The sequence below is a fragment of the Aliiroseovarius zhejiangensis genome, from assembly GCF_014656375.1.
GTDB classification, from domain to species: Bacteria; Pseudomonadota; Alphaproteobacteria; order Rhodobacterales; family Rhodobacteraceae; genus Aliiroseovarius; species Aliiroseovarius zhejiangensis.
In genome coordinates this window covers 1-22,122 of record NZ_BNCH01000003.1, presented here as the reverse complement: position 1 = coordinate 22,122, position 22,122 = coordinate 1, and the positions used below count along the sequence as shown (strand labels likewise).

Annotated in this window: 26 protein-coding genes; 12 read left to right on the top strand and 14 right to left on the bottom strand. The window is 58.8% G+C overall.

The window, feature by feature from the left end; all coding sequences use genetic code 11:
- Positions 1-2: 2 nt before the first annotated feature.
- Positions 3-581, top strand: coding sequence for a TetR/AcrR family transcriptional regulator (locus tag IE188_RS08000; RefSeq protein ID WP_191285969.1), 579 nt, complete (start codon positions 3-5; stop codon positions 579-581).
- Positions 582-677: 96 nt separating this feature from the next.
- A complete protein-coding gene (locus IE188_RS07995; protein WP_191285968.1) occupies positions 678-1,121 on the top strand; it encodes a c-type cytochrome in 444 nt (147 codons plus the stop codon).
- Positions 1,122-1,157: 36 nt separating this feature from the next.
- On the opposite strand, the gene IE188_RS07990 is transcribed toward IE188_RS07995, so the two are convergent.
- The gene (locus IE188_RS07990; protein ID WP_191285967.1) at positions 1,158-1,436 is read right to left on the bottom strand and encodes an I78 family peptidase inhibitor; all 279 of its coding nucleotides are present in this window, start codon (positions 1,434-1,436) and stop codon (positions 1,158-1,160) included.
- A 112-nt stretch (positions 1,437-1,548) separates the two neighbouring features.
- On the opposite strand from IE188_RS07990, the gene IE188_RS07985 reads away from it, so the two are divergent.
- From IE188_RS07985 to IE188_RS07950, 8 genes are all read left to right on the top strand, one after another.
- Positions 1,549-2,661, top strand: a complete 1,113-nt coding sequence (locus tag IE188_RS07985; protein ID WP_191285966.1) for an S-(hydroxymethyl)glutathione dehydrogenase/class III alcohol dehydrogenase — start codon at positions 1,549-1,551, stop codon at positions 2,659-2,661.
- A 126-nt stretch (positions 2,662-2,787) separates the two neighbouring features.
- On the top strand, positions 2,788-3,765 hold the full coding sequence (gene mbfA, locus IE188_RS07980) for an iron exporter MbfA (RefSeq protein WP_191285965.1): 978 nt from the start codon (positions 2,788-2,790) through the stop codon (positions 3,763-3,765).
- Between the two features lie 190 nt (positions 3,766-3,955).
- The gene (locus IE188_RS07975) at positions 3,956-4,882 is read left to right on the top strand and encodes an AEC family transporter (protein ID WP_191285964.1); all 927 of its coding nucleotides are present in this window, start codon (positions 3,956-3,958) and stop codon (positions 4,880-4,882) included.
- A complete protein-coding gene (locus IE188_RS07970; RefSeq protein WP_191285963.1) occupies positions 4,879-5,991 on the top strand; it encodes an NnrS family protein in 1,113 nt (370 codons plus the stop codon). Before IE188_RS07975 ends, IE188_RS07970 begins: the two co-directional genes overlap by 4 nt.
- A gap of 34 nt (positions 5,992-6,025) precedes the next feature.
- On the top strand, positions 6,026-6,859 hold the full coding sequence (gene fghA, locus IE188_RS07965; RefSeq protein WP_191285962.1) for an S-formylglutathione hydrolase: 834 nt from the start codon (positions 6,026-6,028) through the stop codon (positions 6,857-6,859).
- Between the two features lie 6 nt (positions 6,860-6,865).
- Entirely contained in the window at positions 6,866-7,318 is a 453-nt protein-coding gene (locus IE188_RS07960; RefSeq protein ID WP_191285961.1) for a YaiI/YqxD family protein, read from the top strand.
- A 246-nt stretch (positions 7,319-7,564) separates the two neighbouring features.
- Positions 7,565-8,419, top strand: coding sequence for a 3-mercaptopyruvate sulfurtransferase (gene sseA, locus IE188_RS07955; RefSeq protein ID WP_191285960.1), 855 nt, complete (start codon positions 7,565-7,567; stop codon positions 8,417-8,419).
- 2 nt (positions 8,420-8,421) lie between these two features.
- Positions 8,422-9,606, top strand: coding sequence for an amino acid aminotransferase (locus IE188_RS07950; protein ID WP_191285959.1), 1,185 nt, complete (start codon positions 8,422-8,424; stop codon positions 9,604-9,606).
- Between the two features lie 315 nt (positions 9,607-9,921).
- Here the strand turns inward: IE188_RS07950 and IE188_RS07945 are convergent, their stop codons facing one another.
- The 6 genes from IE188_RS07945 to IE188_RS07920 form a co-directional block, all read right to left on the bottom strand.
- Positions 9,922-10,848 (bottom strand): carbohydrate kinase family protein, encoded by a 927-nt coding sequence (locus IE188_RS07945; RefSeq protein WP_191285958.1) that lies wholly within the window; start codon positions 10,846-10,848, stop codon positions 9,922-9,924.
- Positions 10,849-10,864: 16 nt separating this feature from the next.
- A complete protein-coding gene (locus tag IE188_RS07940; protein ID WP_229836644.1) occupies positions 10,865-11,584 on the bottom strand; it encodes an AAA family ATPase in 720 nt (239 codons plus the stop codon).
- Positions 11,581-12,432, bottom strand: a complete 852-nt coding sequence (aroE, locus tag IE188_RS07935; protein ID WP_191285957.1) for a shikimate dehydrogenase — start codon at positions 12,430-12,432, stop codon at positions 11,581-11,583. Before aroE ends, IE188_RS07940 begins: the two co-directional genes overlap by 4 nt.
- Positions 12,433-12,549: 117 nt before the next feature.
- Positions 12,550-13,350 (bottom strand): ATP-binding cassette domain-containing protein, encoded by an 801-nt coding sequence (locus tag IE188_RS07930; RefSeq protein ID WP_191285956.1) that lies wholly within the window; start codon positions 13,348-13,350, stop codon positions 12,550-12,552.
- Entirely contained in the window at positions 13,326-14,408 is a 1,083-nt protein-coding gene (locus IE188_RS07925; RefSeq protein ID WP_191285955.1) for an ABC transporter permease, read from the bottom strand. Before IE188_RS07925 ends, IE188_RS07930 begins: the two co-directional genes overlap by 25 nt.
- A gap of 107 nt (positions 14,409-14,515) precedes the next feature.
- Complete coding sequence (locus IE188_RS07920) at positions 14,516-15,526, bottom strand: sugar ABC transporter substrate-binding protein (RefSeq protein ID WP_191285954.1); 1,011 nt, start codon at positions 15,524-15,526, stop codon at positions 14,516-14,518.
- Positions 15,527-15,708: 182 nt separating this feature from the next.
- Here IE188_RS07920 and IE188_RS07915 point away from each other — a divergent pair, with 182 nt between their 5' ends.
- Complete coding sequence (locus IE188_RS07915; protein WP_229836643.1) at positions 15,709-16,920, top strand: ROK family transcriptional regulator; 1,212 nt, start codon at positions 15,709-15,711, stop codon at positions 16,918-16,920.
- Between the two features lie 127 nt (positions 16,921-17,047).
- Here IE188_RS07915 and IE188_RS07910 read toward each other — a convergent pair whose 3' ends face one another.
- The 5 genes from IE188_RS07910 to IE188_RS07890 form a co-directional block, all read right to left on the bottom strand.
- Positions 17,048-17,344, bottom strand: a complete 297-nt coding sequence (locus IE188_RS07910) for a 50S ribosomal protein L23 (RefSeq protein ID WP_191285953.1) — start codon at positions 17,342-17,344, stop codon at positions 17,048-17,050.
- Positions 17,341-17,958, bottom strand: coding sequence for a 50S ribosomal protein L4 (rplD, locus tag IE188_RS07905; RefSeq protein WP_191285952.1), 618 nt, complete (start codon positions 17,956-17,958; stop codon positions 17,341-17,343). The genes IE188_RS07910 and rplD overlap by 4 nt, the downstream gene beginning before the upstream one ends.
- A complete protein-coding gene (gene rplC / locus IE188_RS07900; protein ID WP_191285951.1) occupies positions 17,955-18,689 on the bottom strand; it encodes a 50S ribosomal protein L3 in 735 nt (244 codons plus the stop codon). Before rplC ends, rplD begins: the two co-directional genes overlap by 4 nt.
- A gap of 14 nt (positions 18,690-18,703) precedes the next feature.
- Entirely contained in the window at positions 18,704-19,012 is a 309-nt protein-coding gene (gene rpsJ, locus IE188_RS07895; RefSeq protein ID WP_091428130.1) for a 30S ribosomal protein S10, read from the bottom strand.
- A gap of 212 nt (positions 19,013-19,224) precedes the next feature.
- Complete coding sequence (locus IE188_RS07890; RefSeq protein WP_191285950.1) at positions 19,225-19,917, bottom strand: NYN domain-containing protein; 693 nt, start codon at positions 19,915-19,917, stop codon at positions 19,225-19,227.
- A 204-nt stretch (positions 19,918-20,121) separates the two neighbouring features.
- On the opposite strand from IE188_RS07890, the gene IE188_RS07885 reads away from it, so the two are divergent.
- Positions 20,122-20,619: a hypothetical protein gene (locus IE188_RS07885; RefSeq protein WP_191285949.1), complete on the top strand. Its 498-nt coding sequence runs from the start codon at positions 20,122-20,124 to the stop codon at positions 20,617-20,619.
- 100 nt (positions 20,620-20,719) lie between these two features.
- On the opposite strand, the gene IE188_RS07880 is transcribed toward IE188_RS07885, so the two are convergent.
- Positions 20,720-21,547, bottom strand: coding sequence for a universal stress protein (locus IE188_RS07880; protein ID WP_191285948.1), 828 nt, complete (start codon positions 21,545-21,547; stop codon positions 20,720-20,722).
- Between the two features lie 418 nt (positions 21,548-21,965).
- Positions 21,966-22,122, bottom strand: a 157-nt coding sequence (locus IE188_RS07875) for an EF-Tu C-terminal domain-related protein (RefSeq protein WP_456057514.1), incomplete at its 5' end; no start/stop codon positions are given.

The window sequence follows — 22,122 nt, the reverse complement described above, 5'->3', positions numbered from 1 at the left end:
CCATGCCGCGAGGGATCGCCCGCGACCACGAAGAAAAACGTGCCGCCATCCGCAAGGGGGCGGCCAGCTATTTCGCTGAACACGGCTTCGATCGTGCCTCGATGACGGCAGCGGCAAAGCATTGCGGCGTGTCCAAGGCGCTGATCTATCACTATTACGATAGCAAAGAGGCGCTGTTGTTCGACATTCTGGACACCCATCTGTCCGGTCTGGTGGCCGAAGTCGAAGCCGCCCCCCGCACCGACGGATTGCGCGGCTTGGTGCGTGCCATTCTTCAGGCCTATCGCGGGGCCGATGCCGAACACAAACTGCAACTGGACAGCCTGGGCGTGCTGGAGGCTGAACAGCAAGCGCCGTTGATCGACCTTCAGCGCCGCTTGATCGACATGATGGGAAAGGCCTTGCAGAACGAGGCACCCGAAGCCTTCGACGGCAACCGCAACCTGCGCGCCGTGACCATGTCGGTCTTCGGCATCCTGAACTGGTATTACATGTGGAACCGCCCCGGTAAGGGGCTGGATCGCGATGAATACGCAGATCTTGTCACCGATCTGGTTCTGGGCGGGCTTCGCGCCCTTTGACTCGCGATCTGTGGCCCGGCGCCCTCACCATCCTGTCATTTTCCTTTTGCGCGTCTGTGGCTAAAATCACGCCACCATTGTTCAAAAGGATGACCCATGTCAGTATTCAAACCCGCCCTGTTTGCCCTGCCGCTGAGCGTATTGATTGCCGCTCCGGCCCTTGCCCATTCCGATGTGAAGAACCCCGTCGTGATGGACCGCATGATGACCATGAAGGCGATCCAGGGCAGCATGAAAACGCTTGGGGACATGGCAAAGGGAAAAATCCCGTTTGACGCAGAAAAAGCAACTGCTGCCGCTGCGGCCATGGCTCATGACGGCAAGAAGGTTCCTGAAAAGTTCAGAGCCAACGAAACAGACCCGAAATCCGAGGCATTGCCCGCCATTTGGGATAATTTCGACGATTTCGTGCAGAAATCCGAAGCAATGGTCGCTGCCGCCGCCAGTGTCGGAACGATTGGCGATGAGTCGGCCCTTGGCGCGGCGCTGGGAAAGATTGGCGGGACGTGCAAGGCCTGCCACCGCGACTATCGCGAATAAGCCCGGCGCGGCAGGATTTCATCCTTTCGGTGATCGTCAGGAACACCAGACCCGGTTGATCAGGCCATCCTCGTCAATCGAGATGTTCAGCCGGTCCGGGCGATAATCCTGCGTCAGCGCCATACCGGGTTTCACCACGCGCGTCGTCCCGGGCAGGTCAAGTTCACGCAGGATTGCCGCGTCCTGCCCCACCAGCCCGCGAAACCTGTCCTGCCCGCAATTGGGCACGAATGTATCAGGCGCGGGCACAGGGGGGCTGGCGGCCAGGCATCCGGTCAGGGCGACGGTGATGATCAGGGTCGTGATAGCTCTCATGCAGTCAATTTGCGCTGCAATCTCGTGTCGTGGCAAGAGGGGGGGTGCAGCAAGGTTGAAAAAGGCGCGTCGATCCCGCAACCTGACACTATCACAGAACAGGAGAAAGCCGATGCGCACCCGTGCCGCCGTTGCCCTTGAAGCCGGCAAACCGCTCGAGATCATGGAGGTGAACCTGGAAGGCCCGAAAGCGGGCGAGGTTCTGGTCGAAATCAAAGCCACCGGCATTTGCCATACGGACGAGTTCACCCTGTCGGGTGCCGATCCCGAAGGCTTGTTCCCGGCGATTCTGGGCCATGAAGGCGCGGGGGTGGTGGTCGAAGTCGGGCCGGGTGTGACCTCGCTTGAGGTTGGCGATCACGTGATCCCGCTTTACACGCCGGAATGCCGGGAATGCGAATACTGCCTGAACCCCAAAACCAACCTGTGTCAGTCAATCCGTGCCACGCAGGGTCAGGGTCTGATGCCGGATGGCACCAGCCGCTTTTCGATGCTCGATGGTACGCCGATCCTGCATTACATGGGGTGTTCGACATTCGCCAATCACACGGTTCTGCCGGAAATCGCGCTGGCAAAGGTCCGCAAGGACGCACCGTTTGAGAAGATCTGCTATATCGGCTGCGGCGTGACCACCGGCGTCGGCGCCGTGATCAACACCGCCAAGGTCGAAATCGGATCAACAGCGATCGTGTTTGGTCTGGGCGGCATTGGCCTGAATGTTCTGCAAGGGCTGCGCCTTGCGGGTGCGGATCAGATTGTCGGTGTCGATCTGAATGATTCCAAGGTCGAGATGGCCAAACGGTTCGGCATGACCCATTTCGTGAACCCGTCAAAGGTTGACAGCGACCTGGTTGCCCATCTGGTCGACCTGACCGGCGGCGGCGCGGATTACACATTTGATGCCACCGGCAATGTCGGCGTGATGCGCACCGCGCTGGAAAGCGCGCATAAGGGCTGGGGCGAAAGCGTCATCATCGGCGTGGCGCCGGCTGGCGCCGAGATTTCGACCCGCCCGTTCCAACTTGTCACAGGCCGCGTCTGGCGCGGCACCGCGTTCGGCGGCGCGCGCGGGCGCACAGATGTGCCGCAGATCGTCGACTGGTACATGGATGGCAAGATCGAGATCGACCCGATGATCACCCACACGATGGGGCTGGACGACATCAACAAGGGGTTCGATCTGATGCATGAAGGCAAAAGCATCCGCAGCGTGGTGATCTACTGACCCGCAGAGTGCACGAATGAACCGGACACGGGGCGGGCGAAAACTCCCCTGCCCCGCGTCAAATTGCAGACTTGTGCTGCGTCGGAAAATCCATAAATTAGAACCATTCTAAGTTAGGAGCCTTCCATGCTGTCCGGCACTCTCAATCGTCGTCGTTTCTCGGATCTGTCAGAGCAGGAAATCCTGGCCCTTGCGATTTCCAACGAAGAAGACGACGCCCGCATCTATCGCCAATATGCCGAACTTCTGCGCGCCGATTTTCCGGCCTCGGCCAAAGTGTTCGATGGCATGGCCGAAGAAGAGGACGAACACCGCCGCCTGCTGATCGACGCGCACAAGGCGCGGTTCGGTGACATGATCCCGCTGATCCGCCGCGAACACGTGGCCGGGTTCTATGCCCGCCGCCCGGTCTGGCTGGTCGAGAATCTGGGGCTGGAGACGATCCGTGGCGAGGCCCGCGAAATGGAGCGTCAGGCGGAACAGTTCTATCGCAAGGCCGCAGACCGCACATCGGACGCCAATATCCGCAAGCTCCTGGGTGATCTGGCCGCCGCCGAGGCGGATCACGGCAATGTCGCCGGGCAACTGGAAGCCGATCATCTGAGCGGCGATGCCCGGTCTGAAGAAGACGCCGACGCGCATCGTCAATTCATCCTGACCTGGGTGCAGCCGGGGCTTGCCGGGCTAATGGATGGCTCGGTCTCGACCCTTGCGCCGATCTTCGCCACGGCTTTTGCCACCCACGATACACACACGACTTTCCTTGTCGGGCTGGCGGCCAGTGTCGGGGCGGGGATTTCGATGGGGTTCACCGAAGCGGCGTCTGACGATGGCGAATTGTCGGGGCGTGGCAGCCCGGTGAAACGCGGTTTTGCCTCGGGCATCATGACGATGCTGGGCGGGCTGGGGCACGCCCTGCCCTATCTGATCACCGATTTCTGGACCGCCACGACCATTGCCATTCTGGTCGTCTTCGTCGAGTTGTGGGCCATCGTCTGGATCCAGAACCGCTTCATGCAAACGCCCTTCATGCGCGCCACGTTGCAGGTGGTGGTGGGGGGCGCGCTGGTCTTTGCCGCAGGCGCGTTGATCGGGGGCGGTTGATGCCTGCGCAACCCGCGCCTGTCGCGCGCTGAACTCGCATCTCGTCAATCCCCATTCCCCATGCTAAAGCGTTTCGAGTTAAACTTGAGGCACGAGCTTAACTCGAAACGCGTGCCACGTTCATACGTCGTGGGCGTTTCGACAAAAGGTGATGTCTCAGGTTTTTGTCGAAACGCTTTAGGGCTGGGAAATGATCGACATCCTGTTGCAAACACTTCCCTTCTTTGCCGTCATCGGATTGGGATACGGCGCCGCAGCGCGCGGGTTTTTCCCACCCGAGGCCACGGCCTATCTGACAAGGTTCGTGTTCTACTTCGCCCTGTCAGCGATGCTTTTTCGGTTTTCCGCCAATCTGGGTCTGGACGAGGTGATCAGCTGGCCGTTCATCTGGGCTTATGCGCTGGGGGCGGGCGCGGTTTATATTCTGGCAACCGTGGTCGCATTGATCCGCAAACGCGGGGTCGAAGAGGCGGCGGTCGAGGCGCAATGCGCCGTGGTCGGCAATGTGGGTTTCCTCGGCGTGCCCATGCTGGCGCTTTTGATGGGAGAGGCGGCGGTCGGGCCGGTCATGATGGTGCTGGCGGTTGACCTTTTTCTGTTCAGCAGTCTCATCGTGATCCTGATCACCGGGTCACGCGACGGACGGGTCAGCCCGGTGGTCCTGCGCACGGTCGGCAAGGGCTTGCTGAACAATCCGATGATTGTCTCGATGGCGCTTGGTTTTGCATGGGCCGCGACCGGCTGGCCATTGCCCGAAACAGTTGACCGTTTCATGGATTTGCTGGGCGGCGCATCAACCCCGGGGGCCTTGTTTGCCATCGGCGCTTCGCTGGCTGCCAAATCCGCAGAACGGCTGAGCGTCGCCGTCTGGCTTTCCTTCGCCAAACTCGTCCTGCATCCGCTGGCCGTTGCGATCACCGCCCTTCTGATCTTTGACGTGGAGCCCTTCGCGGCCAGCGTGATGATAGCAACCGCCGCCCTGCCTGTCGCTGGAAACGTCTATATTCTGGCCCAGCATTACGGCGTTGCGCCGCAGCGTGCATCGGCGGCAATTCTGGTATCGACAAGCGCATCGATTCTGACCGTGTCCGCCATTCTTGCCTGGGTCACTCCATGATTGTTCTGTCCGGCGCCTATCGCCTGTTCTTTTCCTTCGCAGCCCTGTTTGCGGGAACCGCCATTCCGATCTGGCTGATCTATCACGCCGGGCTGGTCGAGCGTATGAACGACCCCCTGCTGTGGCACCAGCACGAGATGCTGTGGGGCTATGTTCCCGCTGCCATCGCCGGATTTCTGTTCACCGCCATCCCGAACTGGACAGGCCGCCCGGCCCTGGGGCCGAAGATGGTGGCCGCGTTGTTTGGTCTGTGGCTGACCGCCCGGATTGCCATGTTTGCGGCGCCCGAAGGGGCGTTGTCGCACACCGTGACCTTGGCCTTTCTGCCCATCGTTGCCCTTCTAGCGCTGCGCGAGTTGGTCGCCGCAGGCAATCGGCGCAACTATGTGGTTGCTGGCGTAGTGCTGGCCCTTGGGCTGGCACAGGCCGTGTTTTTGTTGTCAGACGCCCTGTTGGGGCTGACCTTGGGTTTTTCGCTGGTGTTTGTGCTGATGATGCATATCGGCGGACGCATCACCCCTGCCTTCAGCCGGAACTGGCTGAAAAAGCGTGGTGAAACACACCTGCCCGCCGCGTTTGGTCTGGTCGATCAAGCCGCCATCGGGCTCAGCGTGGCCAGCGTGGCAAGCTGGATCGTGTTCGACACCAGTGCGGTCACCGGCCTCTTGGCCGCATCCGCCGCCATCGCCCTGATCCTGCGCCTGTCGCGCTGGCGCGGCTTTGCCGTCACGCAAGAGCCGCTGCTGTTTGCGCAACACGCCGGTTATGCCTGGCTGCCCCTGTCCATGGCGCTTCTGGCGCTGGCATCGCTGACGGATGTTGCCAATATCGGGCAGGTCCATCATGCCATCGGCGCGGGGGCGATCGGCTCGATCACCATGATCACCATGCTGCGCGCCCTTCTGGGCCATTCGGGCCGCCCGATCGAAGGCACACGGTTCGACCGCGTCTATATGAATTTCGTGCATATCGGCGCCGGTCTGCGCGTCACCGCCGACTGGACGGGCGATCCCACACATTTCTATCATCTGGGCGGGGCTTTCTGGTCGGTCGCGATGATCTGCTTTTTCATTCGCGTCTTCCCCATTGCACTGTCACCTCGGGTCTAGTTAGCTCGGTCCAGTCAACATGAAGGAGCCGCAGATGGAAACGCTATCGGAAAACGCTTGTTTCGGGGGCACGCAAGGTGTCTATAAACACGCCTCGCGCGCAACCGGCACCGACATGACCTTCGGGCTGTTCACCCCGGTCGAGGCGCAGGATGGCCCCGTTCCCGTGCTGTGGTATCTGTCGGGTCTGACCTGCACCCATGAAAACGCGATGACCAAGGCAGGCGCGCAATGCTGGGCGGCGGAACACGGGATCGCGCTGATCTTTCCCGACACCAGCCCGCGTGGCGACGGTGTGGCGGATGATGACGCCTATGACCTGGGGCAAGGGGCGGGTTTCTATGTGAACGCCACACAGGATCCGTGGGCTGCGAATTTCCAGATGTGGGATTACATCACCGAAGACCTGCCGGGTCTGGTGTTCGATCACTTTGCGCTGGACCCGGAACGGCAAGGCATTACCGGGCATTCGATGGGGGGGCATGGGGCTTTGACCATCGCGATGACCCTGCCCGAACAGTTCCGGTCCGTGTCCGCCTTTTCGCCGATCTGCAACCCGACCGCCTCCGATTGGGGCCGCAAACAGCTTGAGGCCTATCTGGGCGATGAAGAGGACGCCGATTGGCAGGCCCATGACGCCAGCCACCTGATGACAACGCGCGGCTTCGACGGGCCGATGCTGATCGACACTGGCACCAGGGATCAGTTCATCGACCTTCTGCGCCCTGAAACCCTGGCCCAGGCCATCGCCGCGCGTCGCCAACAGGCGACATTCCGCATGCAACCGGGCTATGATCACAGCTATTTTTTCGTGTCCTCGTTCATGGAAGAGCATATCGGCTTCCACGCCGAGGCCCTGTGGGCCTGAACGGTCATGGTCGTCTATGTCGATGCCGATGCCTGCCCGGTCAAGGCCGAAGCCGAAGCGGTCGCAACAAGGCACAAGACGCGCATCCTGTTTGTGTCCAATGGCGGGCTGCGCCCGTCGCAAAACCCGCTGGTCGAGATGATCTATGTCCCGGACGGCCCCGACGTGGCCGATATGTGGATCGCCGATCGCGCCGGGCCGTCAGACGTGGTGATCACGGGAGACATCCCGTTGGCGGCCAAATGCGTCGAGGCCGGGGCACAGGTTCTGCGCCATACCGGCGAGCGCTTCACTCAGGCCAATGTGCGTGAACAACTTGCGATGCGCGATCTGATGACCGACCTGCGCGCCGCCGATCCGTTTCGGCAGGGTGGCGGCAAGGCGTTCTCAAAATCGGACCGCGCACGGTTTCGCGAAGCACTGGATCTGGCGTTGCGCCGCGCGCCCTCCTCCACCTGAGCAAGAATGGGGCCGCAGGCGCATCACCTGACAGGTCGGCGAGCCCCCTTCAACCATTCCCCTTACGACACCCTGTCCTGTCTGGCAGTCTGAAACCAGATTGGCAGCAAGTGATTTGATAACCAGTGGAAGGGAAGGCTTCGGCCTTCCCTTTTTTCCAGCGCCCATCCGATGTTTGCGCGCGCAGTCTTGCGTAATTGCGCCCTGCACACTAGGCAGTTATGCAAACTGACCGGAGGGAAAGTCATGCCGCATAGCGACCCGAGAACGCTGGTTTCAACCGACTGGCTTGCCAAGCATCTGAAAGACCCGGACCTGCGCATCATCGACGCCAGTTGGTATATGCCGGACATGGATCGCGATGCGCGGGCTGAATACGACGCAGCCCATATTCCCGGTGCGCGGTATTTTGACATTGACGAGATTGCAGACCTGCGGTCGGACCTTCCCCACATGATGCCCCCGGTTGAAAAGTTCATGTCGCGTGTGCGGACGATGGGTATCGGCGATGGGCATCAGATCGTTGTCTATGACGGGATGGGCCTGTTTTCCGCGGCGCGCGTGTGGTGGATGTTCCGGCTGATGGGTCACAAGGACATCGCGGTGCTGGATGGCGGTTTTCCGAAATGGCAGGCCGAAGGGCACCCGGTCGAAGACCTGCCCCCGGTTGTGCGTGACCGGCATATGACCGTCGCAAGGCAAGCGCATATGGTCAAGGATGTCACGCAGGTCGCGGCGGCATCGAAGCTGGGCGATCACCAGATCATTGACGCCCGCTCCGCCGAGCGGTTTCGCGGTGAAGCCCCCGAACCGCGCGAAGGTCTGCGCACGGGTCACATTCCGAACTCTAAGAACGTGCCCTTTGCCACCTTGCTGAACGATGACGGTACGATGAAATCGACGGACGAGTTGCGCACCATCTTTGAAAGCAGCAGGGTGGACCTTCGCAAACCCGCAATCCTGACCTGCGGATCGGGCGTCACCGCTGCGATCCTTGCCCTGGCGCTTGAGCGGCTTGGCCATGATCGCCACGCCGTCTATGACGGAAGCTGGGCCGAGTGGGGCATGTATAACGACCTGAAAGTCGAAACCGGAGAATGACGATGTTCACGAACCTCAAAGAACAGCCCAAAGACAAGATCATGGCGCTGATGAGCCAGTATCGCGAAGACCCGCGCGAGGGGAAGATCGACCTGGGTGTTGGTGTTTACAAGAACCCGCAAGGCGTAACCCCCGTGATGCGCGCCGTGAAAGCGGCGGAAAAGGTGCTGTGGGAACTTGAAAGCACAAAGTCCTATACCGGGCTGGCGGGCGATCCGGCCTTCGGGCACGCCCTGTCCGACCTTGTTCTGGCTGACAGCGTTCCGGCTGACCGCCTGTCGATGGCGGCCCAACCGGGTGGCACGGGGGCCATCCACCAGGCGGTCGAGCTGATCAAGATGGCCTCGCCCGACGCCACGATCTGGCTGTCGGCACCGACATGGCCCAACCACCCCTCGATCATCAAGCATCTTGGCGTGAACATGACCGAGTACCGCTATTTCGACAATGAAAGCCGCGCGGTTGATTTCGATGGGATGATGGAAGACCTGAAGGGCGTGAAGGCCGGTGACGCGGTGCTGTTGCACGGCTGCTGCCACAACCCGACCGGCGCCAACCTGACCCTGCCCCAGTGGAAAGAGGTCGCCGCGCTGATCGTCGAGAAGGGTGCAACGCCCCTGATCGACATCGCCTATCAGGGCTTCGGTGACGGTCTGGAAGAAGACGCCGCTGGCGTGCGCCTGATCGCGCAGACGGTGCCGGAAGCGTTGATCGCAGCAAGCTGTTCGAAAAACTTCGGCATCTACCGCGAACGCACCGGGCTTCTGGTGGGCATCTCGGACAACGCCCAGCAGGCCGGGATCACCCAGCAGAACCTGACCCACCTGAACCGCCAGAACTTCAGCTTCCCCCCCGATCACGGCGCCCGTCTGGTGACCATGATCCTTGAAGATGAAGGGTTGAAGGCGGACTGGATGGCAGAGTTGGAAGAAGTCCGCACAGGTATGCTGAAACTGCGCGAGCAACTGGCAGGCGAACTGCGCGCCCGGACCGGGTCAGACCGCTTCGGCTTCATCGCCGACCACCGCGGCATGTTCTCGCGCCTCGGCGCCACACCCGAACAGGTCGAGGCGCTGCGCGTCGATCACGGCATCTATATGGTGGGCGACTCTCGGATGAATATCGCGGGGCTGAATGAGGAAACCGTGCCGATCTTGGCAGAAGCGATTGTGAAGGTTGGGGTTTAGGCCCCAGCCTTATCCCTCTGTGTGCCTGTTAGTCTGCTATGCGGGACAAACCGGACTTCTGCACTTGCAGCTATTTCTGGCGCAGCATTCGATCGCAGCTGCTGAGCATTGCTAGCCGTATAGCAGCTGATGTCATCCGAACTGTCATTCAGAAGTAGCGATTTCTTTCGACAGAATGACCGCACATTTGCAGCAACCCAATCAGGTTTTCAAATATCGCGGATACTCAAGACTTCTAAGCGAACTACCTAGGCTCGCGGCGAACCGACATTGGTGTATCGTCGCTGATGCCATTCAAATAGTACCGCTAGCTGACTAAAGCTCTCCCGCCCAAGGAGGATTGGCGCCAGAGCGAGTTACGGTCACGGCTGCGACTTTGGCGCCGTGCTCCATGGCTTGCTTCAGGTCTTCGCGCTTTAAGTCCGCTAATCTGGGCTTTGTGAGCCTTCCGAGTTCCGACAGCTTAGCTAGAAAGCCAGCATTGAAGGTATCACCGGCGCCAACGGTATCGGTGACATCCGCACGCACTGCGTCGACGTGAACCTCGTCGCCACTTGAAAGGAACCCGGTCGCGCCGTCGCCACCACGGGTCAGGATCACAACCGATGGTCCATTGCCGAGAAGCGTAGATACCTTTGCTGACAGGGGCAGCGGGGTGGGTAGCAGCCAATTCAGGTCTTCGTCAGAGACCTTTACAATATCCGCCCGCGCGACCATGCGGCCCAGCCGGGTGCGGTAGCGGTCGATATCCTTGATGAAACCGGGGCGAATATTAGGGTCGATCATGACCGCGCGCCCTTGCGCTTCGCGCTCTAGCAACGCGGCATAGGTGTCGGCTGCGGGCTCGCAAGCAAGGCTGATCCCGCCGAAAAACAGAGCCGAGATCTCGTGCGGCAGATTTGGCATATCATCGGGCTGCAACATACGGCCAGCCGAGCTTTCGTCAAAGAAGCTATAGGTGGCGTGGCCGTCCACAAGGCGCACAAAGGCCAAGGTTGAAGGTCTGTCAGATCGGATAGCCAGCGAGGTGTCCACATGGCTGGCCGCAAGTGAATCCTTCAGTTGTTGCCCAAACATATCCGTCGACAACCCCGTCAGCATCCCGGTCTGTGCCCCCAACCGTCCCAACGCAATCGCCGTGTTGAAGACTGCCCCGCCGGAATGAGGTACAAACCCGTCCGGGCCCGCCGCTGTCGGGGTCGGGATCATATCGATCAGGGCTTCGCCGCAGCAAAGGATCATGGTGGAGCCTTTCTTGTTATATCGTGATTGATGCAGGCAGCATGTGCTCTTCAAGCAGCCTTGCGTTCGGGATATCATTTTCCATGGCCCGTCTTTCTGCCTGATCAGGCGATAGGCCGAAATCAAGCCACCGTTGGACCAGTCGGCGCTGCAAGATCTCAAAGGGAACCTGCAATCGAACCGAGACGTCCCAGTATTTAGGCAGCTCTTTCCAAATGGGTGCGTCAAACAGCAGATAGTTCCCTTCGACAATGACGCATTCGCACGTGCTGTCGATCATACCGGCCCCTGCCCTTGCAAAATCTTCGTCGCGGTCAAAGGTGGGATAGAACAGCTGTTTTGCATCAGGCAGCGCGTTCACCATCCGAAGCATTCCTCCGGCGTCGAAAGTATCAGGTGACCCTTTTCGTGCCAGCAATCCCAAGGACGACAGCACTTGATTATCAAGGTGAAAGCCGTCCATCGGGACAACCGCCGAAGCGCATCCTTTGGCCGTTAATCGTTTGGCCAGCACCTTGGATAGGGTTGATTTTCCCGACGCAGGCGGACCCACGATGGCGACGACTTTACGCCGACCCGAAGAAGGCGCTGCTAGGATCTTGTCCAGCAGCGTCTCGGCGATTTCGTTCGGGTCGTTCATAGGGTGACTTGAACTGGGGAAATCAGCACCCCTTTCTTGCTGGCGCCCGCGCGCGCGCGTCTGGGCCAACTGATTAGGCTGCGGCACTTTGGTCATAATTCAAGCTCCAGAAGCGCATTGCGCATTACGTCGGCGTCAGCATCAATACCGGTCCAGTATTTCAGGCCGATCACCCCCTGCCCGACCAACATGCTAAGACCGTCCACGGTCTGGCAACCCCGCGCGCTCGCAGCCTTGAGCAGCTTTGTCATAGGTGGATTGTGGATACCGTCCGCAACAACCATGTCCGAGGTCAGGCTTCCGTATTCAATATCCGGTTCAGCATCGACATCCGGGTAAAGTCCAATCGATGTTGCATTGACCACGATGTCGGTGTCCGCCGGTATTGAAAAGGTACTGTCCCAAGGCTGAAGATCGGCGTTGGCAGGGGTTTGGGTGTCAATCAAACGGGTCACTTCCTCGCCTCGATTGCGGCTTCGGTTGACCACGGTGATATGAGAAACACCAGCCAACGCCATTTCGACCGCGACCGCACGCGCGGCTCCTCCTGCCCCAAGCAAAACAACGCGCTTTCCGCGTGGTTCTATAACGGCAGACAATGCACGGACGAACCCCTTCCCATCCGTATTCTCACCGATCAACCGACCATCAGGCTGCCGAACCACGGTATTGACTGCACCGATGATTTCGGCCGACTGGCCCAACCCGTCAAGGTGCTCAATCACAGCCACTTTGTGCGGGATAGAGCAATTGAAGCCGCGCCAGCCCATTGCCCGCGCGCCTTTGACCGCATTGCCAAGATCCTCTGGGGCGACCTCGCAATTCATATATCGCCAGTCCAATCCATGATGATGAAATGCTGCTTCGATCATGGCCACCGTTGGGTTTTCACCCGCGGGCTTCGCAAAAGAGCCCGTAAGTGGTTGTAGAAAGTTTTGAGCCATGGCTGGTCTCCAAAGTCACAAGGACTGTTCTGCGGACGAAGTCCTTACAAAGGAACGAAATGCACAAGGCGCTGCCAGCACACGGTCCAGCAACGCCTTGGTCATTATTTCAGGTGCTCATGCCACGTCCTGAGCGGGCGGCTCCTTGGCACCGGTCATGAAGGCAACCGCGTCGGACATGGTATAGTCCTTGGGATCAATCGTGCACAGTCGCTTGCCCAGACGATGGATGTGGATACGGTCCGCAACCTCGAACACATGGGGCATGTTGTGACTGATCAGGATGATCGGGATGCCACGCGCACGCACGTCTTGGATCAGTTCCAACACCTTGCGGCTTTCCTTGACCCCCAAGGCCGCCGTCGGTTCATCCATGATGATGAACTTGGTGGCGAAGGCTGCGGCGCGGGCCACAGCGACACCTTGGCGTTGACCACCCGACAGCGTCTCGACCGGCTGCTTGATGGACTGGACCGTCATCAGGCCCAGCTCGGTCAGCTTGTCACGCGCGAACTGCTCCATCGCGGGTTTGTCAAGCATTCGCAGATACTTGCCCATCCAGCCTTCCTTGCGGATTTCGCGACCGGTGAACATGTTGTCGGCAATTGACAGCGCCGGCGACAGGGCGAGGTTCTGATAAACGATCTCGATCCCCATTTCCCGCGCTTCGATGGGCGAGTTAAACTTGACCGGTTTCCCCTCGATCAGGATTTCACCTTCGTCGGGGATGGTGGCACCGCAGATCGCCTTGACGATCGAGGATTTACCGGCCCCGTTGTCTCCGATCACCGCCAGGACTTCACCCGGGCGCAGTTCGAAATCTGAGTGGTCGATCGCGGTCACGTGGCCATAGCGCTTCACGATTCCGCGGGCTTGAACAACAGGAGTAGTCATTATGCCGATACCCTTCTGATCCATTGGTCGATAGCGACCGCGATGATGATGAGCCAACCGATGGCGAAGACCTGCCACAGCACGTCAACACCCGATAGGCGAAGGCCCGAGCGGAAGACGCCCACGATCAAAGCGCCAAACAAGGCACCCATGATCGACCCGCGTCCACCGAAAAGCGAGATGCCTCCGATAACCACAGCAGTGATCGAGTCCAGGTTGCCTTCGTAAAAGGACTGCGGCGAGATCGAACCAACACGGCCAATCGAAGCCCAACCTGCAAGCGCACAGACGAACCCGGCCAAACCATAAACGGACAGCAGCGTGCGATCCGTACGGATACCGGACATATCCGCGGCCTCTTTGTCGTCGCCAATCGCATAGACATGACGCCCCCAAGCGGTCTTGTTCAGCATGTACCAAAGCACCACGAAAACAACGATCATCAAAAGCGCACTCAGCGTGATCCGCGCCCCGCCAAGGTTGAAGGTCGCGCCGAAGAACTTCAGGAACGGTGCCTCGGCGTCGATATCCTGTCCACGGATGGACTGCGCACCTGAAAGCCACAGAAGCAGCGCATAGAAGATGGACCACGTCCCCAGCGTGGTGATGAATGGGGGCAATTTGACTTTGGTGATGAACCAACCGTTCATCACACCCGCGCCAACGCCGCCAGCAAGGCCGATGATGATGGCAATGCCGGACGGCACGCCAGAGAATACGGCCAGATTACCCATCACAACCGACATCAAAACCATGATTGCAGCAACCGAAAGGTCGATGCCTGCGGTTAGGATGATCAGCGATTGCGCGGCTGCCAGGATGCCAATGATCGACACCTGTTGCAGGATCAGGCTGAGGTTGAAGGCCGAAAAGAACTTACCGCCTGCGATCAGTCCAAAGGCAATCAGGCTGATGATCAGAACGATCACAGGAACCAACGTTGGGTTGTTATGAAGTAGATGCTGAATGCGCTCCAGCAGGGTGTGGTGTTTGACTTCAAATGACGCAACCTTGGTATCGCTTTGATCCAAGGTCTTTTCGAAGTCTTGCCCTTTTTGGGCTGATGTCGATGTATTGGACATGACTCTCTCCCTTGCCAGCGAGCGTAGCGGTGGCTGCAGATTTCGTCAAAGAAACGGGGAATAACGGCAGGGCGCACACGCGCCCCGCCACAGAAGCTAGGTGAGGATCAGCCCCAGCACTTTTCCAGGCCTTCGGCCGATGTGATCGAAGGTACACCTTCGACAGGTGTGTCGGTGATCAGCTCGACGCCCGTGTTGTAGAAGTCCAGACCTTCGCTGTTTTGCGGCTTCTCACCGGTTTCAGCGAAGTTCTTGATTGCCTCGATACCTTTGGACGCCATCAGCAGCGGGAACTGCATCGAAGTGGCGCCAATCACGCCGCCCGCGATGTCCCGAACGCCGGGGCAACCACCGTCAACCGAAACGATCAGAACGCCTTCTTCCTTACCGAAGGATTTCAACGCTTCGTATGCGCCTGCGGCGGCGGGCTCGTTGATGGTGTAGACAAGGTTGATGTCAGGATCGACCTGCAGAAGGTTCTCCATTGCGGTGCGGCCACCATCAGGCGATCCATCCGTCACGTCATTGCCAACGATGCGGGGATCGTCTTCGTCACCAATGTCGGTCGGGTCTTTGATGTCGATGCCAAAGCCATGCAGGAAGCCATTGTCGCGCTGGTAATCAACCGAAATTTCCGAGGCATTCAGGTCCAGCAAAGCAATCTTGGCGTCCGCAGCTGCGTCGCCCATTTTCGCCTTGGCCCACTCGCCAATCAAAACACCAGCCTTGAAGTTGTCGGTGGCAAAGGTCGCATCGGCCGCATCGGCGGGTTCAAACTGGGTGTCCAGCGCGATGACAAGAGCACCAGCTTCACGCGCCTGAGTGATGACCGGAACCAGCGCACGGCTGTCGGTCGGGGTGATCAGGATGCCCTTTGCACCAGAAGCGATACAGGTCTCAACCGCAGCAACTTGGGTTTCAACGTCGCCATCATATTTACCGGCAAAGGTCGACAGGTTGATACCGTTCGCCTCGGCAGCTTCAGACGCGCCTTCTTTCATTTTCACAAAGAACGGGTTGGTGTCGGTCTTGGTGATCAAACAAGCGTTGGTTTCAGCATGTGCAGCACCCGCCATTACAGTCATGGCCAGCGCTGAAGTGGTCATCAGGGTTTTCATGTTTTCCTCCCACGAGAATCTACTTGGGTTCTGGACAGGGCTCCTCCCGCAATCCAGGCCTGCTTGTTCAGAACTGCAGGTCTGACCCTAGGAAGCCCGATTCTGTTGGCCGTGTCAATTAGTTTGTAAACTTTACTAACTAATAAATTTGGTTTACCTTTAAATTCAGAAGGTAGGCGACTATGGTCCGCAGCATGGATGGAAACAGCATTAAAGGGCAAAGCGCCGGTGTGAACCAACGCGGCATCCGCGATCACAACGAGCGTCTGATCCTTACGGTTCTTCAGCGTCATCGCGCCGTACCCGCCGCCGATCTGGCGCGGCGCACTGGGCTGTCCAAACCAACCGTGTCGACCATCCTGCGCAACCTTGAAGAAGATGGTCTGGTGCGGCGGGGTGATCCTGTCAGAGGGAAGGTTGGTAAGCCGTCCATCCCGATTGAACTGGATCCCGACGGTGTATTGTCCATTGGCCTCAAAATCGGACGCAGAAGTGCAGATCTTCTTTTGCTGGATTTCTCAGGGAATGTGCGTGGACAGCTTCATACCTCGTATGACTATCCCATGCCGGATGCGGTATTCGGCTTTCTAAATGAGGGGCTGGAAACGCTTCTGGGCACCCTTCCTTCGGCATTACGGCACCGCGTCTGCGGCATTGGTATTGGCACACCTTTCGAACTGTGGAAGTGGCACGATCTTGCCGGTCTGGCAGCCGAGAAGTTCCGCTCGTGGAAAGACATTGATTTCGTGGCCAAGGTTGGGGCGTTCAGCAGTCTTCCCGTATTTGTTGTCAACGACGCCACGGCTGCCTGCCACGCAGAGCACCTGTATGGAGGTGGGCGGGAGTTTCGTGACTATGCCTATTTCTTCATCGGATCTTTCATCGGAGGAGGTGTTGTCCTGAACGGAACTGTCTTTGAAGGCAACCGAGGCAACGCCGGTGCGTTAGGATCTATGCGGAGTACAGGCCCCCTTGGCGAGGCGCAGCAACTGATCGATGTCGCCTCAATACATCTTTTGGAAGCGCGCCTAATAGAAGCCGGTGTTGATCCAACTGCACTTTGGCAACAGCCACAGGACTGGAGCGGCTTGTCGCGGCATGTCGAACCATGGATTGGCCAGACGGCGCAAGAACTAGCAAAAGCCTCGTTGTCGATTTGCTCGGTTGTTGATTTTGAAACCATCCTTATTGATGGGGCTTTCCCTTCCGAAGTGCGGAAGGAATTGGTTGAACGAACCCGACGCTATTTGGTCAATCAGGACAAGCGCGGTCTGATTGAACCCCAGATCGAAGCTGGAAATGTTGGACATAATGCTCGAGAAATCGGGGCAGCCAGCAGCCCAATATTCTCGCAGTTCCTGCTGAACACAAACGCTGGCCTTTCCAGAATTTGATGTAGCGGACGGCTATTGATTGAATTTCGGGAGCGGTCGAAATGGGCTCAAAGCAAACATTGCCCCTCAAAAGAAAAAGCCCCCACCTTTCGGCAGGGGCTTTCAATGTCTCACGTCTGCCTAGCAATCAGAGACCAGTGGTCACGTCGATCGTGTTGCCCTCTTCCAGGGTCACATAGGCTTTCTTGACGTCCTTGCGCTTGCCCAACTGGCCGCGGAAGCGTTTGACTTTACCCTTGGTGATCGACGTGTTGACGGCTTTCACCTTCACACCGAACAGGGTTTCGACAGCTTCCTTGATCTGCGGCTTGTTGGCGTCCATCGACACTTCGAACACAACCGCACCGTTTTCGGATGCCATGGTTGCTTTCTCGGTGATGAGCGGCTTGCGGATCACGTCGTAGAGTGCAGCTTTATCGGTCATTTCAGGCGAGCCTCCAGAGCTTCGACACCTGCTTTGGTGAGCACAAGCGTGTCACGTTTCAGGATGTCATAGACGTTGGCGCCCATGGTCGGCAGGATGTCCAGGCCTTCGATGTTCTTTGCAGCACGTGCAAAGTTCTCGTTCACCTCGGCACCGTCGATGACCAGAGCACGTTTCCAGCCCAGGTCCTTGACCTGCTTGGCCAGAGCGGCGGTTTTACCTTCCGAAGCGGCGTCCTCGATCACGACCAGTTCGCCGGCTTTCGCCTTGGCGGACAGGGCATGTTTCAGACCCAGCTTGCGGAATTTCTTGGTCAGGTCGTGGCCGTGCGAACGCGGGGTCGGACCCTTATAGATACCACCTTTACGGAAGATCGGTGCGTTACGGTCACCGTGGCGTGCGCCGCCGGTGCCCTTCTGGCGATAGATCTTCTTGGTCGAATAGCTGGTTTCCGAACGCGTCTTGACCTTGTGGGTACCGGCTTGCGCGTTGTTGCGCTGCCAGCGGACCACACGGTGCAGAATGTCGGCGCGCGGCTCAAGACCGAACAGGGCCTCGTCCAGCTCGACCGAACCGGCTTTCTTGCCGTCCAGTTTGATTACATCAAGTTTCATGCTTCACCACCTTCCGCGGGTGCTTCTTCCGCAGGAACTTCTGTTGCAGCGGTTGCAGCCGATTTCAGCGCCGCCGGGAACGGAACGTTCTCGGGCAGCTTCTTCTTCACGGCGTCCTTCACGGTGACCCAGCCACCTTTCGAGCCGGGAACAGCGCCCTTGATGAACACCAGGCCGCGTTCGGCATCGGTCTTCACGACTTCCAGGTTCTGCGTGGTCACGCGGACCGAGCCCATGTGGCCGGCCATTTTCTTGCCTTTGAACACGCGGCCGGGGTCTTGACACTGACCGGTCGAGCCGTGCGAACGGTGGCTGATCGACACACCGTGCGAGGCACGCAGACCGCCGAAGTTGTGACGCTTCATGGCACCGGCAAAGCCTTTACCAATCGACGTGCCTGCGACATCGACCTTCTGACCTTCCACATAGTGCTCGGCCGAGATCTCTTCGCCCACGGCGATCAGGTTGTCGGCGTCGACGCGGAACTCCACCAGCTTGCGCTTCGGAGCCACGCCCGCCTTGGCGAAATAGCCGCGCATCGGTTTCGAGGTGCGTTTTGCCTTGGCGTCACCTGCACCCAGCTGAACAGCGGTGTAACCGTCCTGTTCCGCGGTGCGGTTGGCCACAACTTGCAGATTGTCCAGTTGAAGAACGGTCACAGGGATCTGCTTGCCGTCTTCCATGAAAAGCCGGGTCATGCCGACTTTCTTCGCGATAATTCCAGAGCGCATCTTCGATACCCTCCTCAGACCGAGATCTGAACGTCGACACCGGCAGCCAGGTCGAGCTTCATCAGCGCGTCCACGGTCTGCGGGGTCGGGTCAACGATGTCGAGCAGCCGCTTATGCGTGCGGATCTCGAACTGGTCGCGGGATTTCTTGTCAACGTGAGGTCCACGCAGAACCGTGAACTTCTCGATCTTGTTCGGCAGCGGGATGGGGCCGCGAACGTTTGCACCGGTCCGTTTGGCAGTGTTGACGATCTCTTGTGTGGAGGCATCCAGCACGCGATAGTCAAACGCCTTCAGACGGATACGAATGTTTTGACTTGTCATAGCATTCGCCCTTTCAGGCAGAGAGTTGATAGGACGACAGGTGGCTCATTCCCCCTGCCCTCGTCGAACCCCGGGAAAAAACGAAAAGCGGGACCGAATCCCGCCAACGCCGCTTTCCCCAGCGAACTCGCGCGTCTTACAGGGGTTGGCTGTGTGTGACAAGGGGCAATGTGGCCCGGTGCCTCAAGTTTACCTGACCGTGGCATAGCCTGTCAGGCATAGGCGGGTTGCATGGCTGCTTCGTCAAGCCGCAGCCCGTGCGCGCCGTATCTGCCCTTCAACAGAAAGCCCTGCTGTGTGACCTCTGGATACTGATCGGCCCAATCACGATATCGGTCGTTGGTCACGACAACGGCATTCAGTTTGCGCGCGGCACCAAGAATAGCCTGGTCCGCCACAGTGCCCTTGGAAACGACCGTGACCTTGCCCCGACGCAGGTTCAGCATCTTTTCAAAATCCCGGTCATGCAGATAGCGATCTGCCAGAATATACCCTGCGTTCGCGTCAAAAAAGAAATGCGGAGAATACCCGCCCGCGACAAGGCGCGCTGCAACGTCACGCAACGGTTGAAAGCTGGGATCACCATCCTGCCAGTGCATGACGTTCGACCCGTCAACGATAACCCACTTACGCGTGGCAGAAGCGCGTGTCAGGCGACGCTCCGTCACGGCTGGGCTGCGTGTTTGACCACGCTTTTTCAATGATGCCCCGCGACGCCGCTTTTTCGGGGCAGGCGCATCCACGACCGGCCTGCGCGGTCGTGACAAAAACCGTTTCAGCAGCAAGAAGATGCTCGCCCCCGCGATTGGCCCCGCCAGCAACAGGATATCCGCCCATTCAGGCACCAGCAGCGCTGCAATCGAATAGACTGTTGAAAGAATGGCGATGGAAACAAGAAAGACCAAAACTGTCATCCCTATGGCGATCAATCAGGGCAGTTTGCAACGTGCAATACACGCCCATCTCAGGTCGTTACTGCGCCTATCAGGCACAAACAAGGCAAATTCTTGCCTATGTGGTGCAGCGGAAGATGGAACCATCTCTCGGGGTCCGCGTTGGGTGGTCGACTGGCGCAACACAGCGCCGCGTTACAACAAAGGAGAAATCCGATGATGACATACAAGACCCTTACCGCCGGCCTGCTGGCTGCCTCGATGCTGACAGCACCCGCTTTTGCTGACGACATGACCATGGTGAAAGAGGTCGATGTCGACGTCGAGCTGGAAGACCTGGCCAACGCCAATGCCGCCGCGCATTGGACCATGATCGAGGATGATCTTGAAAACGCCATTGTCGAACGCCTTGTGGGCCGCACTGATGATGAAGGTGTGCGCATCAGCATCGATATTGATGAAATTGAACTGGCGAACACCCTGCAAAACGCAGCCGGCGTTGCCGATTCATCCCTGTCAGGCCGTGTGAAGATCCTCAGCCCGAACGATAACTCCAAGTTCGAGACCTATGACCTGTCGGTGGCGTTCGATCAGGCGATCCTGTTCCTGCCCGAAGGGTTCGACGTGACAGCACTGACCACGGACAGCAAGGAATATTATGACGGAATGATCGCGGCCTTTGCCGATCACGTCGTCAAACGTCTGGATGGGTAACGACATCATCCATCACCACACCAATCAACACAAAAAAGGGCGTCCCGAGGGACGCCCTTTCCGTTGGCACATACATGAAGTTGATTAAGCTGTGGTCGGCTCAGATTTCCGCCCCCCGCGCGATCAGCAGGTCGGTGGGTGGGGTCCGCAGAAGCTCGGCTGTGAAAGAACCCAGACCGGTGAAAGACAGACTGCGCGTGTTCGCGCCAACCGCGATCAGGTCAGGCTTGTAGGCGCTGATCTCTTTTTGGCACCCTGAACCATACCCGTCATGCACAAGTTCGGTCTTGGGGAGCGCGGCAGGAAGCCCTTCAGCCCAGGCCTCAGCCTGTGCCTCGGTTTCGCGTTGCACCTCGCGCGCGAAATCCGACGATCTCCCGCCGGTCAGACCCTGGAACGGTGCCATCCAGAGATGGAAAAGCCGAAACGCCGCGTCGGGCGCGATGCAGTGCGCGGTCCGAACCGCGCGGTGACAGGCGGCAGAGAATGCCACCGGCGAAAGCACCCGGCCATAGCTGCCATGAACCGGATCCGTGACCAGCAGCACCGGCGTAAAGGATTTCGCGACCACGCTCTCGACCGTGGTCTGCCGAAACCCGTCCAGAATGCCCCGGTCGCGGTGCCGACCGGCAACCACGAGATCGACGTCTGCAGAATTTACGGCTTCGATCAGGCGCGGGATCGGATCGCCGATCTCGACCTGAACCTCGAATGGCACATCCCCGGCGAGGCTTTTTGCCGACGCCTCCAGATGGACGCGGCACCTTTCAACCAGTTCTGCGGCCAGATTTTCAGGAATACTGTCATCGATGACCGACACCACTTTGACCCGAGCGCCGAGCTCCTTGGCCAGAAGGAAACCACGTTGAAGTGCCCGGTCCGACCGTGCTGACAGATCCGAAGCAATGAGAATCGACTTGATATGCATGTGTTCTTTTCCTTTCGCTTGAGCGACAAGACTGGCTTTGTGTGGCGGTGGTATCTGCCTCAACATTCACGCGGCACGGACAATGCGACACGTATTGCCGCCCCCCTGCGCGCTTTAGATGGCGACCTCATCAAATCAGGTTCGACACGGGCAATGATTGATCTGAATCAATCAAAATGCACAACTCATTCGTGTTTCCCCTTTGGCACACTCTGACTGGCACCTGGGATATCTCGCGACCATGAACGGACGATGAGGAAATCCGGCGAAACGTTGGATCAGGGCTGGATCACGGACGCTGACTGCTCGATGATCCTGGTCACCTGTTTGTTTGTGCGTCTCAGATCATCTTTCGGCGTGGCATACAAAAAAGGGCGTCCCTGGGGACGCCCTTTCCGGTCAAGAACGTGAGGCGTTCTTATTCGATGATTTTCGACACAACGCCCGAACCGACGGTGCGGCCGCCTTCGCGGATGGCGAAGCGCAGTTTTTCTTCCATCGCGATCGGTGCAATCAGTTCGACGTTGAACTTCAGGTTGTCGCCCGGCATCACCATCTCGGTGCCCGACGGCAGT

Excerpts from the sequence above, each read along its gene's own strand:
- IE188_RS07950 (WP_191285959.1), top strand. The coding sequence starts at position 8,422 with ATGTTCACGAACCTCAAAGAACAGCCCAAAGACAAGATCATGGCGCTG.
- IE188_RS07925 (WP_191285955.1), bottom strand. The coding sequence starts at position 14,408 with ATGTCCAATACATCGACATCAGCCCAAAAAGGGCAAGACTTCGAAAAG.
- IE188_RS08000 (WP_191285969.1), top strand. The coding sequence starts at position 3 with ATGCCGCGAGGGATCGCCCGCGACCACGAAGAAAAACGTGCCGCCATC.
- IE188_RS07920 (WP_191285954.1), bottom strand. The coding sequence starts at position 15,526 with ATGAAAACCCTGATGACCACTTCAGCGCTGGCCATGACTGTAATGGCG.
- IE188_RS07985 (WP_191285966.1), top strand. The coding sequence starts at position 1,549 with ATGCGCACCCGTGCCGCCGTTGCCCTTGAAGCCGGCAAACCGCTCGAG.
- IE188_RS07910 (WP_191285953.1), bottom strand. The coding sequence starts at position 17,344 with ATGACCGATAAAGCTGCACTCTACGACGTGATCCGCAAGCCGCTCATC.
- rplC (WP_191285951.1), bottom strand. The coding sequence starts at position 18,689 with ATGCGCTCTGGAATTATCGCGAAGAAAGTCGGCATGACCCGGCTTTTC.
- IE188_RS07940 (WP_229836644.1), bottom strand. The coding sequence starts at position 11,584 with ATGACCAAAGTGCCGCAGCCTAATCAGTTGGCCCAGACGCGCGCGCGC.
- sseA (WP_191285960.1), top strand. The coding sequence starts at position 7,565 with ATGCCGCATAGCGACCCGAGAACGCTGGTTTCAACCGACTGGCTTGCC.
- rplD (WP_191285952.1), bottom strand. The coding sequence starts at position 17,958 with ATGAAACTTGATGTAATCAAACTGGACGGCAAGAAAGCCGGTTCGGTC.
- IE188_RS07885 (WP_191285949.1), top strand. The coding sequence starts at position 20,122 with ATGATGACATACAAGACCCTTACCGCCGGCCTGCTGGCTGCCTCGATG.
- IE188_RS07915 (WP_229836643.1), top strand. The coding sequence starts at position 15,709 with ATGGTCCGCAGCATGGATGGAAACAGCATTAAAGGGCAAAGCGCCGGT.
- IE188_RS07960 (WP_191285961.1), top strand. The coding sequence starts at position 6,866 with ATGGTCGTCTATGTCGATGCCGATGCCTGCCCGGTCAAGGCCGAAGCC.
- IE188_RS07930 (WP_191285956.1), bottom strand. The coding sequence starts at position 13,350 with ATGGATCAGAAGGGTATCGGCATAATGACTACTCCTGTTGTTCAAGCC.
- IE188_RS07945 (WP_191285958.1), bottom strand. The coding sequence starts at position 10,848 with ATGATCCTTTGCTGCGGCGAAGCCCTGATCGATATGATCCCGACCCCG.
- IE188_RS07995 (WP_191285968.1), top strand. The coding sequence starts at position 678 with ATGTCAGTATTCAAACCCGCCCTGTTTGCCCTGCCGCTGAGCGTATTG.
- IE188_RS07970 (WP_191285963.1), top strand. The coding sequence starts at position 4,879 with ATGATTGTTCTGTCCGGCGCCTATCGCCTGTTCTTTTCCTTCGCAGCC.
- aroE (WP_191285957.1), bottom strand. The coding sequence starts at position 12,432 with ATGGCTCAAAACTTTCTACAACCACTTACGGGCTCTTTTGCGAAGCCC.
- rpsJ (WP_091428130.1), bottom strand. The coding sequence starts at position 19,012 with ATGACAAGTCAAAACATTCGTATCCGTCTGAAGGCGTTTGACTATCGC.
- IE188_RS07880 (WP_191285948.1), bottom strand. The coding sequence starts at position 21,547 with ATGCATATCAAGTCGATTCTCATTGCTTCGGATCTGTCAGCACGGTCG.
- fghA (WP_191285962.1), top strand. The coding sequence starts at position 6,026 with ATGGAAACGCTATCGGAAAACGCTTGTTTCGGGGGCACGCAAGGTGTC.
- IE188_RS07975 (WP_191285964.1), top strand. The coding sequence starts at position 3,956 with ATGATCGACATCCTGTTGCAAACACTTCCCTTCTTTGCCGTCATCGGA.
- mbfA (WP_191285965.1), top strand. The coding sequence starts at position 2,788 with ATGCTGTCCGGCACTCTCAATCGTCGTCGTTTCTCGGATCTGTCAGAG.
- IE188_RS07990 (WP_191285967.1), bottom strand. The coding sequence starts at position 1,436 with ATGAGAGCTATCACGACCCTGATCATCACCGTCGCCCTGACCGGATGC.